9 protein-coding genes are annotated in these 13,652 nt (G+C 67.3%); 1 reads left to right on the top strand and 8 read right to left on the bottom strand.

The genetic code is table 11. The features are described 5' to 3' along the window. Nucleotides 1-25 precede the first annotated feature (25 nt). Genes ABIB54_RS09045 through ABIB54_RS09035 form a run of 3 tightly spaced genes read right to left on the bottom strand, consistent with a single transcriptional unit; the run spans nt 26 to nt 3,328 of the window. Nucleotides 26-937: an ABC transporter permease gene (locus ABIB54_RS09045; protein WP_354575198.1), complete on the bottom strand. Its 912-nt coding sequence runs from the start codon at nt 935-937 to the stop codon at nt 26-28. 4 nt (nt 938-941) lie between these two features. Continuing rightward, the gene (locus ABIB54_RS09040) at nt 942-2,141 is read right to left on the bottom strand and encodes an ABC transporter ATP-binding protein (RefSeq protein WP_354575197.1); all 1,200 of its coding nucleotides are present in this window, start codon (nt 2,139-2,141) and stop codon (nt 942-944) included. Beyond that, nucleotides 2,141-3,328, bottom strand: a complete 1,188-nt coding sequence (locus ABIB54_RS09035) for an ABC transporter substrate-binding protein (protein ID WP_354575196.1) — start codon at nt 3,326-3,328, stop codon at nt 2,141-2,143. The genes ABIB54_RS09040 and ABIB54_RS09035 overlap by 1 nt, the downstream gene beginning before the upstream one ends. A 324-nt stretch (nt 3,329-3,652) precedes the next feature. Between ABIB54_RS09035 and ald the strand changes: the two genes are divergently transcribed. Further along, nucleotides 3,653-4,768, top strand: a complete 1,116-nt coding sequence (gene ald, locus ABIB54_RS09030) for an alanine dehydrogenase (RefSeq protein WP_354575195.1) — start codon at nt 3,653-3,655, stop codon at nt 4,766-4,768. 39 nt (nt 4,769-4,807) lie between these two features. On the opposite strand, the gene ABIB54_RS09025 is transcribed toward ald, so the two are convergent. The 5 genes from ABIB54_RS09025 to ABIB54_RS09005 all read right to left on the bottom strand — a co-directional run bounded on the left by ABIB54_RS09025 (nt 4,808) and on the right by ABIB54_RS09005 (nt 13,649). Next, on the bottom strand, nt 4,808-7,738 hold the full coding sequence (locus tag ABIB54_RS09025; protein WP_354575194.1) for an FtsK/SpoIIIE domain-containing protein: 2,931 nt from the start codon (nt 7,736-7,738) through the stop codon (nt 4,808-4,810). 96 nt (nt 7,739-7,834) lie between these two features. Beyond that, entirely contained in the window at nt 7,835-8,794 is a 960-nt protein-coding gene (locus ABIB54_RS09020) for a double zinc ribbon and FHA domain-containing protein (RefSeq protein ID WP_354575193.1), read from the bottom strand. A gap of 48 nt (nt 8,795-8,842) precedes the next feature. Continuing rightward, complete coding sequence (locus tag ABIB54_RS09015; RefSeq protein ID WP_354575192.1) at nt 8,843-11,245, bottom strand: transglutaminase TgpA family protein; 2,403 nt, start codon at nt 11,243-11,245, stop codon at nt 8,843-8,845. Continuing rightward, entirely contained in the window at nt 11,242-12,681 is a 1,440-nt protein-coding gene (locus ABIB54_RS09010; protein ID WP_354575191.1) for a DUF58 domain-containing protein, read from the bottom strand. The genes ABIB54_RS09015 and ABIB54_RS09010 overlap by 4 nt, the downstream gene beginning before the upstream one ends. Beyond that, nucleotides 12,678-13,649 carry an AAA family ATPase gene (locus ABIB54_RS09005; RefSeq protein WP_354575190.1) on the bottom strand — a complete coding sequence of 324 codons (972 nt, stop codon included), beginning with the start codon at nt 13,647-13,649 and terminating at the stop codon, nt 12,678-12,680. The genes ABIB54_RS09010 and ABIB54_RS09005 overlap by 4 nt, the downstream gene beginning before the upstream one ends. Nucleotides 13,650-13,652 lie beyond the last annotated feature (3 nt).

Here is a 13,652-nt window from a genome sequence, read left to right as displayed (position 1 = left end):
GCGATCGCCCGCGATTCCTGAAGGGTCACAGCAGGTCCTCCGTTCCACTCCGGCGCACATAGACGGTGACGATCGCCAGGATCACGACCATGAGGATGATCGACAGCGATGCCGCGGCGGGGTAATTGAGCAGCACGAGGAAGTTGCTTTCGATCACGTTTCCGATCATCGAAGTGCCGGTGCCGCCGAGGAACTCCCGACTGGCGTTCACATAGTCGCCTGCCGCGGGGATGAAGGTGAGCAGCACCCCGGAGACGATGCCCGGCATCGACAGCGGAATCGTCACGGTGCGGAAGACGGTGAACGGATGCGCGTAGAGATCGCTTCCCGCCTCGAGATAGCGGGTGTCGAGCCGCTCGAGCGCCGCATACAGCGGGAGCGTCATGAAGGGGATGAAGTTGTAGGTGAGCCCGAAGACGACAGCCACCGGGGTGCCGGTCACGTGAGCATCCGGGGCAAGGAGAGAGAGAGCCTTGAGCCCGGTGACGAACGCCGACTCATCCGAGAGGAGCGACTTCCAGGCCAGGGTGCGCAAGAGGAAGCTGATGAAGAACGGGGCGATCACCAGCACGAGCATCAGGTTCTGAAGGAGCGGCCAGCGGCGTGCCTTCACCCCGATGAAGTAGGCGAGCGGATAGCTGAACAGCAGCGCGAACACCGTGGCGAGCACCGCGTAGAAGAACGACCGCACGATCTGGCCGCCGTACTGCGAGATGGAGGTGACGTAGTTCTGCCACTCGAAGGCGGTCCGGTAGGCCCCGATATCGCCGAGCGCGGAGGGAGCCTGCAACGACGTGATGACGAGCGACACCAGCGGAACCAGGAAGAACAGCACCAGGTAGAGGATGCCCGGGAGCAGCAGGAACAGGGCGATGCGGCTCTTGCGGCGCGGAGCCTGTTCCTGCGCGGTGCCGGTGGCGAATGCGGAGAATGCCATGACCTCAGGCTTCCTCGAGCTCCGACATGAGCGCCCGCTTCTTCTGCACGGCGATCGATGCGGTATCAGTGTCGGCCGCGAACCGCGGTGTCGCCGGGGCTTCGTCTTCGAGTCCGAAGCCGTGCTCGACCTTCCACGAGACCCAGGACTCCGCACCCTCGGTGACGACAGGTCCGTCTCCGGTGTTCTGCACGAACACCACGACCGATCCGAGACCGGGAATGGCGATGATGTACTGCGTGCTCACGCCGCTGAACGAGACGTCGATCACGCGACCGGGACCGAGGACGTTGGTGCCGGCCGACTCTGCCGGCTCGCTGAGATGGAGGCCGAGCTTCTCCGGGCGAACCCCGACGGTCACGATTCCGGAGTGACGCTGTGCGCGTGACTTCGGCACGACGATCTTGCAGCCTTCGATGTCGACAGAGATGCTGTCAGCAGTCGTGCCGGCGACCGGGCCGCTGAAGAGGTTCGACTGGCCGAGGAAGTTGGCGACGAAGGCCGTGCGCGGAAGCTCGTAGAGCACCTCGGGCGAGCCGAGTTGCTCGATGCGTCCCTTGTTCATCACCGCGACGGTGTCGGCCATGGTCATGGCCTCCTCCTGGTCGTGGGTGACGTGGAGGAAGGTGAGGCCGACCTCTTCCTGGATGGACTTGAGTTCGAGTTGCATCTGGCGACGGAGCTTGAGGTCGAGGGCCCCGAGCGGCTCATCGAGCAACAGGAGCGCCGGACGGTTGACGATTGCCCGGGCGAGGGCGACGCGCTGCTGCTGACCTCCGGAGAGTTGCGCGGGGCGACGTGCCGCGAGATGGTCGAGCTCGACCAGCTTGAGCGCCTCGTGCGCCTTAGTGGAGGCATCCGCGATCTTGCGTCGGCGCAGTCCGAAGGCCACATTGTCGATGATCGACATGTGCGGAAACAGCGCATAGCTCTGGAAGACCGTGTTCACCGGACGCTGGAACGGTTTGGTTTCGGTGACATCCTTGCCGCCGATGAGGATGCGACCGGAGGTGGCCTCCTCGAGCCCCGCGACGAGACGGAGAGTGGTGGTCTTGCCACAGCCGGACGGTCCGAGCAGCGCGAAGAACGATCCGGCCGGAATGACCAGATTCATCTCCTCGATGGCGGTGAAGCCGGGGAATCGCTTCTGGATGCCGACGAGCTCGAGGTCGGCGCCGGACTCCGCAAATGCACCCGTCGCCATCAGGAGCCCAGAAGGACGGCCTGGAACGCGGCGCCGAATTTGCTTTCCTCTGCCCCGGTGAGAGTGCGGAAGACCTTGGTGTTCGAGAGCGTCTTCTCGTCGGGGAAGATCAACTGGTTGTCGGCGAGGGTGGGGTCGATGGCAACCATCGCCTCCTTCGCGCCGACGACCGGGGTGATGTAGTTGACCCAGGCGGCGACCTCCGCGGCGACCTCCGGCTGGTAGTAGTAGTTGATGAGTTCCTCCGAGGCGGACTTCTTCTGCGACCCGATCGGGATCACGAAGTTGTCGTTCCAGAGCGTGCCGCCGGCCTCGGGGATGGCGAACTCCCACTTGTCACCGGCCTCGGCGTTGATCACCGTGATGTCACCGGACCAGCAGATCGCGGCGAGCGTGTCCTCACTCTTGAGGTCTTCGAGGTAGGCGTTGCCCTTGATGTTGCGGATCTGGCCATCGTTGACCTGCTTGCGGAACACGTCGATGGCGTCGTCGAACTTCGAGTCGGCCCACTTGGAGGAGATGTCCACCCCTGCCTGCATCATGATGAGGCCGATCGTGTCGCGCATCTCCGAGAGCACTCCGATTCGGCCCTTGAGCGACGGGTCCCAGAGGTCGTCGACCGACTTGAGACCGCCGGGCACCTTGTCCTTGTTCCAGCAGATACCGGCGAAGCCGCCCTGCCAGGGCAGCGATTTCTTGCGTCCGGGGTCGAAGTCCACGTTCTTGAGGGACGGGGTCAGGTTCTTGGCGTTCGGGATCTTCGAGAGGTCGAAGTTCTGGACGTAACCGAAGTTGATGAGGCGGCTGACCATCCAGTCGGTGAGACAGACGAGGTCGGCACCGATGTCCTGGCCCAGGGCGAGCTGGTCCTTCACCTTGCCGTAGTACGTGTTGTTGTCATCGACCGCGACGTCGTATTTCACGGAAATGCCGGACTGCTTCTCGAAGGCATCGAGCGTCGGGTGCGTCTTGCCGTCCGCATCCTCGTCGAGGTACGCCGCCCAGTTGTCCCACTTGATCTTCTTGTCACTACTCGACTTGTCCACCGCTGCGGTGGGCTTCGCGGCCGGTCCCCCGGTCGAACAGGCAGCGAGTGAGAGCGCTGCAGCGCCGATGCCGGCGCCGGTGAGGACGTTGCGACGGGAGAGTGAGGCGGTGCGTGCCTCGCGGATCAGACGTTGGACCATCGGATCCGTTGGTAGTGACCTGGTCATTGAGATGCGACTCCTTCACGACATATGCAAACGGGACACCGGCGGACCACCAGGCGAACCACAGTGGTCGAGCCGCGTTGCTAGATACTCGCACAGCTGACCGCCCGAGCGCACTCTAAAAGGAGCAAAACCACCATCTCGAAACACAATCTTCACGAAATCAGTACCTCGACGCATAATTTCATTGCGGAATCACGCGTCTCTCGCCGCTACGCTGAGGGGTGCGGGACCGATGATCCGGTCGTCCGCCGCCACACCGTCGTGGCACCATCGCACCGACAATCACCCAGGAGTGTCATGAGAGTCGCCGTTCCGTCCGAGGTCAAGAACAACGAGTTCCGGGTAGCGATCACCCCCGCGGGAGTGCATGATCTCGTCGCGCACGGCCACGAGGTGCTCGTGCAGAGCGGAGCGGGCCTCGGGTCATCCATTCCGGACGAGGCCTACAGCGATGCCGGCGCCTCCATCAGCCCGGATGCGGCATCGACCTGGGCCGCTGCAGACCTGCTGCTCAAGGTGAAGGAGCCCGTCGAGAGCGAATATGGCTACTTCCGGGATGACCTGCTGCTGTTCACCTACCTCCACCTGGCAGCCGAACGCCGCCTCACCGACGAACTGGTGTCGCGCGGTGTGACCGGCATCGCCTACGAGACCGTGCAGCTGCCCTCCCGAGCACTGCCGCTGCTCGCCCCGATGAGCGAGGTCGCCGGTCGACTCGCCCCGATCGTCGGCGCCAACGCGATGCTCAAGCCCAACGGCGGCCCCGGCCTGCTGGTGCCCGGGGTTCCCGGCACCCATCCCGCCCGGATCGTCGTGCTCGGCGGCGGCGTCGCCGGAACCAACGCCCTGTCCGTGGCGGTGGGGCTCGGTGCGGAGGTCACGGTACTCGACACGAACCTCCAGCGACTGCGCGAACTCGATGCCCTCTACGCCGGACGCGTCAAGACCATCGCCTCCAATTCGTTCGAGATCGACCGGGCCTGCGTTGATGCCGACATGGTGATCGGATCCGTGCTCGTGCCCGGCGCAAAGGCCCCGAAGCTCGTGAGCAACGAACTCGTGTCGCGGATGAAGCCGGGCAGCGTGCTCGTTGACATCGCCGTCGACCAGGGCGGATGCTTCGCCGATTCCCACGCGACCACCCACGCCGATCCCACCTTCACGGTGCACGGTTCGCTGTTCTACTGCGTCGCCAACATGCCGGGCGCCGTGCCGAACACCTCGACCTATGCGCTCACCAACGCGACGCTGCCCTATGTTCGCGCCATCGCGAACAACGGCTGGATCGAGGCGCTGCGAGCCGATCCCTCCCTCGCCCTCGGGCTCAACACCCACGCCGGCGAGATCATCAGCGAGCCCGTCGCTGCGGCCCACGGACTCGGCTTCCGCACCCTCGCGAGCGTGCTGGCCTAGCCGGACAACTGGCGCCGGATCGGCGTGCACGCCCGAGGCTCAGGCTGCTGGCGCGCGCATCCGCCGCACCGATCCATCGGGCTGCAGAGCCCAGCACAGCTCTCTGCCCGGGCCGATCGGCGGCGGCAGTGCCCGACGACCGCTGATCGCGCGAAATTCGGCGACGCTGCAGCGGTCCACCACCACGAGTCCCTGAGAACGGGCGGCGCCGAGGAGCGCCCAGTTGCTCTGCCAGGTGTCTGGATCACCGATGAGGATCGACGGCGCCCGCGGATCGACCACATCGAGCGCGCCGGCCCGTGTCGGGGAGGAGAGAAGCACCACCTCGCCGAGCGGCGGCCGGATCCCGCGAAGACGTCGCGCGAATTCGGTGACCCGAGTCGTCACGATCGCCACCGAGGAGAGGCCCGCGAGATCGAAATCGACGAGCGAGCACTCCCCCGGCCCCGGGACCGCGCCGTCGCCTGCCGCCGGCTCGGTACGGGCGACCTGGATGCGGGACCCACGCCACTCGCCCGCTCCGGGCGGGGCATGTGCGACATACCCGGGTGAGGTGCCCCCGGCCATCAGGTGGTCCTGCCGCGACGCGAGCCGGAGGACGATCCGTTCATCGCAGAGTGACGCGAGAGTCTGAAGGGCCGGAGGAATGCGGCGCATCGCAAGGCCGAGTTGCAGGCCCACCGCGGATCCGTCGCGCGCGAGCCCGACCAGGCGCTCGACGAAGGCGGGCTGATACTCCTCCCCGAATCTGCCGATGAGCGCGTCGAGGTCGTCGGCGAGCAGCAGTCGCGCCCCCTTCGCTGCGGTTCGAACGCGCTCGCTCACCGCCTCGACGGCATCCCAGGCCGCGTCAGGGTTCGATGGCAGCCGCTCTACGCCGGATGCGGCGGCAAGGGTCGCAAACAACTCGCTCTTTCCCGAGCCCTGACCTCCGATCACGAGAAGGCTGCCGTGGCGGGAGGGGTCGTACCGTGCCGTCTCCTGGCGCTGCTGCTCTGGCAGGTCGACCATGGCGAAGGGAATCCCCGCGCCGTGGCGTTCGAGTGCAGCGAGAGGGATGGACGAGGCGAGGTCGTCACACCAGGGTCGCCGGATCTCCGTCGCACCAGGGGGGTTCTGGGCGATCACGCGGGCGATGTCGGCGTCCGTGGCGCGGGCGACTCGCACCTCCTGCGCGGATCCGTTGTCGCTCGAGACGAAGGCACAGCCGGGATTCTCGCCCGAGAGCTCCGCGGCCTGCCCCGTGCCGAGCACGGCCAGGCTGTCGGCCCGGTTATTCACCCTGAGCGAGAGGCGAAGGGTCGCGTTGGCGAGCACCGCATCCCGGATGGCGACGGCAGGTCGCTGGGTGCACAGGACGAGATGCAGTCCGAGGGACCTCCCCCGCGCTGCCAGGTCGGCGAACAGGTCGTGCAACTCGGGGTAGTCGGTGGCCATCGCGGCGAATTCATCGACCACGATCACGAGTCGGGGCAGGTCGACGCCGGAGTCATCCACCGACCGGGCGCCCGCATCTGCGATGAATCGCTCGCGGAACCTGATCTCCGCCCGCAGGCTCAGCATCGCACGGTGGGCGGTCCTCTCGTCGAGGTCGGTAACGATGCCGACCACATGCGGGAGCCCGCCCAGGGCGGCGAAGGTCGCGCCACCCTTGAAGTCGACCAGTAGGAAGGTGACGACCGAGGGTGAATGACTACGCGCCATCGCCAGCACCCAGCTGATGAGCAGTTCGCTCTTTCCACTTCCCGTCGTGCCTCCGACGATCGCGTGGGGACCCTGAGCCACGAGGTCCACCGTCATCCCTCCCCCGTCGGCGCGCCGGGCGAACACGCAGGCGAGGGTGCCGCGAGAGCGGAAAGACCCCTCGGGAGGCGGAAGGGAGTCGAAGTCCTGCTCGATGCTCCGATCCGATTGCGGAGCTCGCCGGGAGAGGTGATGGGCCGCGTCGGCGAGAAAAGCGCCAAGGTGGATGGCCTGCTCCGCCGAGACGAGCTCGACGACCAGATCGACGGGCGGGTCCAGCCTCGCATCATCCGGAGACCGCACCACCCGCGCACGACGACCGGCCACGACCCGCACGACCACCCTGCACTCCCGGGGAAGCTCCTCCACCCGCGGCGCGACGGCGAGCACGCCGGACTCGCCCTCACAGCTCCAGCGGATGACGCCGCCAGACAGACCCGGTGTCATCGCCGCCCGATGCGGCAACGACTCCATCCAGTCGAGAGCCCCCGGTCCGGCCGAGAACAGACCGAGGTCCGGCGCGAGACGGTCACCGAGCTGAACGAGGATGCCGCGAGCGACGGCCTGCGCCAGCGTGACCGGCCCGCACACACCGATTCCGAGCCGTGCGTCGACCACGATCGGCACGCCCTCCACCATCGAGGCGAGATCGTGCAGATGGCCGATCGCGGTCTGCACCGGATCGTCGTCCCGCACGGCAGCCACGGCAATCCCGTCGAGGTGCACCGAACTGGGCGCGCTGCCGAGGCCGAGACGCACGGGCACTCCGGCGCTCGCGGAGACGCGCCACCGTTCGGGGTCGTGGGATGCCCGAGAGGTGATCCCGACCGCACCGGGAGCCCCGCGAAGCAATAGTTCCCGCTCCCGCGCATGCCGCCTGTCGATAGCGGTGCGCGTGGCCGCGACCTCCCCGGCGAACCGCGCCGATTCCCGCCGCGCCAGGCGTCGGGACTGCAGCCGGGCGTCCGCGACGCTGGCCACCGCCACGAGCGGGCCGAGGAGGGCGAAGACCAGGGCGAACGGAGACCGGGTGAGCGCCCAGATGATCACAGAGCCGACGACCGGCGCGAGAACGGCGACGAGGGGGAAACCCTGCGCCCTCGGCTCTTCAGGCGCTCGGGGAGCGGGCAGCGGTCGCGCGACCTCGCTCGGTCGAGCCGAGGGTGGAGGCGGAGGCGGGGTCGGGGCCGGGGTCGGAGGCGGGGTCGGAGTCGGGGAAACGGTCATCCCGCAAGCCCAGCATCACCGCGGTGTTCCTCCACCCGGGACCGGACGATCTCGGGACGGTGCTCACTTCGACCGGCCGGCCGAGGAGAGGAAGGGTCAGCTCACGATGAAGAACTGCTCGCCGATGTCCACACGAGTGCCGCGGGCGATGCGGAAGCGCTTCTCCGGCTGGCAGCGCACCGCCTCGGACTCGGGTTCGCGCACGATCGTGCCGTTTCCGGAGTAGCGGTCCATGATCCAGAATCGTCCGGCATCCTGGCCGAATTCAAGGTGGACCTTCGACACGGATCTGCTCGGGTCGAGCACGCGCACGAGCTGGTCGAAATACTCGCCCGGCTCCGAGCGGGGGTTGCGGCCGATGAGCCCGCTGCCGTAGACCGTGAAGCTCTCGCCCGTGCTGAACTGCAGCACGAAACGCTCGCCCGCCCGGCCGGCACGCGAGATGCGGGTCGCCTCGAGATCGCCCGATTCGTCGAACGGCGCGTCTGTTCGTTCTGTGCTCTTCGCCGTGGTCGGCAGCGTGACTCGAGGCGGCTGCGGCGGCATCACGAAGGCGTCCTGGCTCGGCATCGCCGCGGGTTCGGCAACGGCGGGATCGACGGAGATCGCCGGTAGCGCTGAGTCCGGAGCCTTTTCGAAATCGGGCAGGTGGTCCACGACGGGCACCGGACGTGGGCGCGAGACCGGGGTGATCGGTGGGCTGAGATTGATGATGGCGGTGTCGCGAGAGCGCCCGAAGTCCTCGCTCGCGGCCCGCGAGACGAAGCCGCACTCACCGCAGAAGATGTCGTCTTCCGACATCGGCGAACCACACTGCTCGCAGACCACCGTTGCAGCGCCATCCGACCTCGGCACGACCAGCGGTGGAACCGGATTCTGCACGGTCGGCATCGCCGGAGCCTGTGGGTAGTCGACGGTCTGTCGATGCTCGACGGACGGCGGAGGCGCCGCCGCGAGCGTTGCCGAGACGAGCGGGACCCCGACGACCGCGCGGCCGCATTCGCCACAGAAGAGGGCCCCCGGAGGCAACGGGGTTCCGCAGAAGGTACACGTCATGGTTCCCGTACCCTTCCCCATTGTTGCCATCCCGCCGCGACCATCCGACTATCGTCCGAACAGTCTCTTGACACTATATCCACCGAGCGATCGCAGCGAGATCGCGGCCCGGATGCGCTGCCGACGTGTGCGACCGTCATTCATGGATGCCCGCAAGTCCTCTACCGCGCGCCAGACCTGGTCTGCCTCCTCGTCCCGCGGCTGGTCCGGGGAGAACACCGCACGGTCGGCGACGGCCGCGAGCACCAGCGACTGCACTCCCCCGACCGTCGATGCGACCTCGGTGCGAGTGGGGGAAATCGGCGGTTCGAGACCGCGATCGATCACCGCATCCTCGAACTCCTGCCACCCTCCACTGATGCGCTGGATGGCGGTCGGGGCGCGCCGCCGCAGCATGCGCCGCCTCAGCTTCGCGACCACGATCGCGAGGAACGGGGCGAGGATGATCGCCGCGCCGAGCCCAACCCAGCCGAGCACCTGGAGCACGACGAGAAGCACGGCGAGCAGCGGATTGTCCTTCGTCGAGGAGTCCTGGGTGCTCTCAGGGGGCTGCTGGGCGGTGGGGCGGGTCGGGTCCTCGATGGGAGGCTGCACGGGCGACTGGGGGCGGGCGATGGTCGTCGGATCCTTCGGCAGCTCCGCGGGAATGTCACGTACCGGCGGCGTCGGATCCACCGTCACCCACCCATACTGGGCGGTGTCCACCTCGATCCAGGCGGAGATGTTCTTTCCGAGGACCTGCGTCGGGCCCTGGGTGTTGACCTCGGGCACAAAACCGAAGACCACCCGTGCCGGAAAGCCCAGCTGGCGGGCCATCAGCGCTGCGGTGACGGCGTACTGCTCCTGGTCGCCGATCATGCGCTGGTCGGTGAGCAACTGAGTGATCCGGTCAGAGGCGTGGCCGGAGCGGCTGGCCGGTTGCTCGGGGTCGACGCCGTGGCTGATGTAGCCGGTCCGCTTCATTGCGGTGATCATCGCCGCGAGGCGCGCTCCCGGAGCGGTCTCGGTGCGCGTCCAGGCATCCAGTGTCGACGAGAGCTGGTCCGGGATCTGCGCGGTCGGTGGCACGGCGGCGGCTCCCGGGCGAAGGGCCGCGAGTTGCTCGGCCGAGGGCTGGCGGGGCTGCACCGCTGTCAGCGAATAGCTGTCACCGGTCGCGAGGGGCCTGACGACCGCGGCGGTGCCGCTGTTGTTGTTGTAGTAGAAGGAATTCCGCAGCTCCGGGGCATCCGCTCCCTCGAAGTTCACACTCGTGAACTTGCCGACGGTGGGAAGCCAGATGCCGGAGTAGCCGCCGACCACCACGCGCAGGGATACCGGATCGCCGACGGTGCGGGACTGGTCGAAAGTGGAGGGCACCCGCGTGAAGGAACCCGATTCGCTGGAGACCTGGGAACTGCCTACCGAGTAGACGATCCCGTCATAGGTGTCGAGAGTGGCGATGCGGATGCGACTGCCGATCGGCAGGCCGGTGACGGTGAGCATCGTCGTGTTGGCCTCGACGGTCTCTTCGTAGCGCCGGAAGCCGCTCAGGGGGCTCGCATAGACCCGAGGATCGAAGGGCTTCACGATAGCCGTGCGCAACACGTGCCGCTGAACCGTGGGAGGCAGGGAGAGCGTGGCAGCGACCGAGGCCCCGGCCGCGAGCAGCACGATGAGCCCCGCACTCATGATGGTTCGGAAGCCGGCGAAGGTGGTGTCGCTTGCGGTCTCGAGCGGTCGGCCATCGCTGTCGAGAGCCTGGGCTGCGAGGAGGCGGATCGAGGCCCTGCGTCGGTACCACCGCCGCCAGACGAGCCACGCCAGCGATGTCGCGAGCAGCCCGAGCGAGAGTTCGAGGGGCCAGGTGGCGGTGGCCGCGCCGAACACGATCGCCGTGATGAAGAGCGCAACGGGCGCAAGCACCCCGAGTTCTCCCCAGCGCGCGCGGAGGCCGACCGTGAGCCCGACGACGGTCGTGACGAGCACGAGGATGAACGCCGGCACCAGAAGCGACTCGTACGATCCGACCGGGAGCGTGATCGTGAGAAGTTGCTTCCAACTCAGTGCGGTGGCCTGCAGCAATTCGATCTCGCCCTGGGCGGTGGGCAGGACGCCGTAGAGTGCGCGATCGGGGATGGCGAGAGGTACTCCCACCAGCAGGTAGACGCCGATCGTGACGAGAGTGACGGTCAGCGTCGACCAGCGGTAGAGGGCGCCGGAGACGGCAATGGCCGATCCGAGGAGAATGGTCGCTCCGACGACGACGAGCAGTTGACGGGACTGGTAGATCGGCCAGAGGGCCGCGGAGGCCACGAGCGTTGTGGACCACAGCATCAGGATCGTGATCGCCGTGAACGCGAAGGGCAGGCGCGCGCGACCGGACGACCGGCGGCGCCCCGGGCGTCGCTTCTCCACCCGGGACCGGCGCTTGCTGTCGATGCGGCGGATGCTGTCGGATCCGGTACTCACGCGGCCGCCGCCCGGGCGAGGGACTTCTGCAGGTCTTCGAGGTAGCCGATGGTCAGCACACTCAGTCCGGCGACCCGACGGAGCCCAGGGATCGTCTCTGGGTCGCACACGACAGCGACCACCTCCACTCCCGGAGGGAACTTGGTGGACGCCGCACGAAGCTCTGTGGCGGTGGCGAGCGATCCGCAGACCAGGAAGGCGACGGAGATCCCGGTGATCTCATCGGCGGCGACCCTGGCGACATCCATGATGCCGAGCGCGGATTCCGCGTGATCGACGACAGACAGGTCGTCGAGCAGTCGGGTTCGGGTGAGCGTGTTGAGATGCCGCACCGCGAGCACTTTGCGCTTGGCGAACTCCGGGGTCTTCTCACTGACGACGACGGCGACGTTCCGGGCGTCCCGGATCGCGCGCGCGCCCAGGGATCCCGCAACGCTCACCGCCATCTCGAACTCCTCATCGGTCGCGTAGTTCGCGCTCGCGAGACTGAGGGCGATCACGAGGTGACTTCGGCGGGTCTCCTCGAACTGCCGCACCATGTAGGTGCCCGTCTTCGCGGTGCTCTTCCAGTGGATGTAGCGTCGCTCGTCCCCCGGCACGTATTCGCGCAGCGCATGGAAGGAGACGTCGCTGTTGGACAGGTCCCTCGTGGGATTCCCCTCGAGGTCTCGCACGAACCCGGTGCTGGTGGAGGGGATGCCGATGGTGCGCGGGTGGATGAAGAGCTCTCTGGCCGTCGTCCAGACGAGTTCCCGGCGAACCAGGCCAACGGGATCCGCGCGCACCGTGCGCACGGGACCGATGGCGAGGACACCGCGATGGCTCGTCGGCACGAGGAACTCGTGGCGGAATGCGGCGCCGCGGGACAACCCGGGCATGGCGATCTCCGCGAGGCCGCGCCCGACGGGCACCTCGACCTTCACCCCGATGAGGCGGCGACGGGTCGGATTCGTCACCGTGATCAGGCCGGTGGCCCGATCCCCCACCACGACCCGGCTGTGGGCGACCGTCAGATCTATGGCGAAGGCATTGCGACCGACGAGGTAGGCGGCGGCGATGAGGATGAGCACGGTTCCGGCGAAGGCCACGGCCACCAGTTCAACCCAGCCCAGCCCGTAGCCGAAGACGAAAGCGGCGGGCACCAGCAAGAGCATCGACCAACCGAGCGGTGTGACGACCGAAGAGACGCGCCGGAACCAGGCGGAGAGCACCTCGCCGATGGCGCGGAACAAGCGCACGAGGGTGATGATCGCATCGGCGAGGAACCCGGTGCGATTGCCCACGATGCGAGTGCGGGCGTTGGTGAGCCCGACCGTGGCGGTGCCGTTGGCAGAGTCGAAGTGGGAAGACGACAGGGAGGATCGCGAAACGTGGCCGGACTGCCCCCGCACCGTCCGGCTGTTCGATGCCTGGCGTACCTGCCCCCGATCGCTCACACCGCTTGCCTGTCGCTCGGCGGCGGGGTCTCGATCAGCAGCTGGCTGACGATGCTCGATGCGGTCACCCCGTCGAATTCCGCTTCGGGGTCGAGCACGAGCCGGTGAGCGAGCACCGGCTCGGCGAGGGCCTTCACGTCATCCGGGATCACATAGTGGCGCCCGTTCGCCGCCGCGAGGGTCTTGGAGGTGCGGATGAGCGCGAGTGCTCCGCGAACGCTCGCTCCGAGCCGCACCTCGGTCGCCGATCGGGTCGCTTCGACGAGCCGCGAGACATAGTCGTTGATCGTCGCGTCCACATGGACCGTTCGCGCGAGGGCGCCCATCTCCACGATGACCTCGTCGGTCGCGATGGGAGGCAGGATCGTCTCGTGAGCCTTGACCCCTGCGCCCTCGAGGATGCGCACAGTCGAGGCATGGTCGGGATAGCCGATCGACGCCTTCATGATGAACCGGTCGAGCTGGGCCTCGGGAAGCCGATAGGTGCCGGCCTGCTCGATGGGATTCTGGGTGGCGATCACCATGAAGGGAGCCCCGACATCGTGAGAGATGCCGTCTACCGTGACGCGGCCTTCCTCCATCACTTCGAGCAGTGCGGCCTGGGTCTTCGGGCTCGCCCGGTTGATCTCATCCGCAAGCACGATGTTCGCAAAGATCGGCCCGCGGTGGAACTCGAACTCGCCGGCTCCCTGGTCGTAGATACTCACCCCGGTGATGTCACCGGGGAGCAGGTCAGGGGTGAACTGGATGCGGCTGGTCGAGCCCTTCACGCTCTGCGCCATGGCACGCGCGAGGGAGGTCTTGCCCGTTCCGGGAAAGTCCTCGAGCAGCAGGTGTCCCTCGCTCAGAAGTGCGGTGAATGACAGCCTGACGACGAAGGTCTTGCCGAGAAGCACCTGGTCGACATTGGCGACGAGCCGATTGAAGATGTCGGAGAACCAGTTCGCCTGCTCGGGTGTCATCGTCATGCG

This window comes from Frigoribacterium sp. UYMn621, assembly GCF_040549525.1.
GTDB lineage: Bacteria > Actinomycetota > Actinomycetes > Actinomycetales > Microbacteriaceae > Lacisediminihabitans.
Note: the sequence above shows the minus strand (reverse complement) of the source record. Positions and strands in the feature narration are given on the sequence as shown.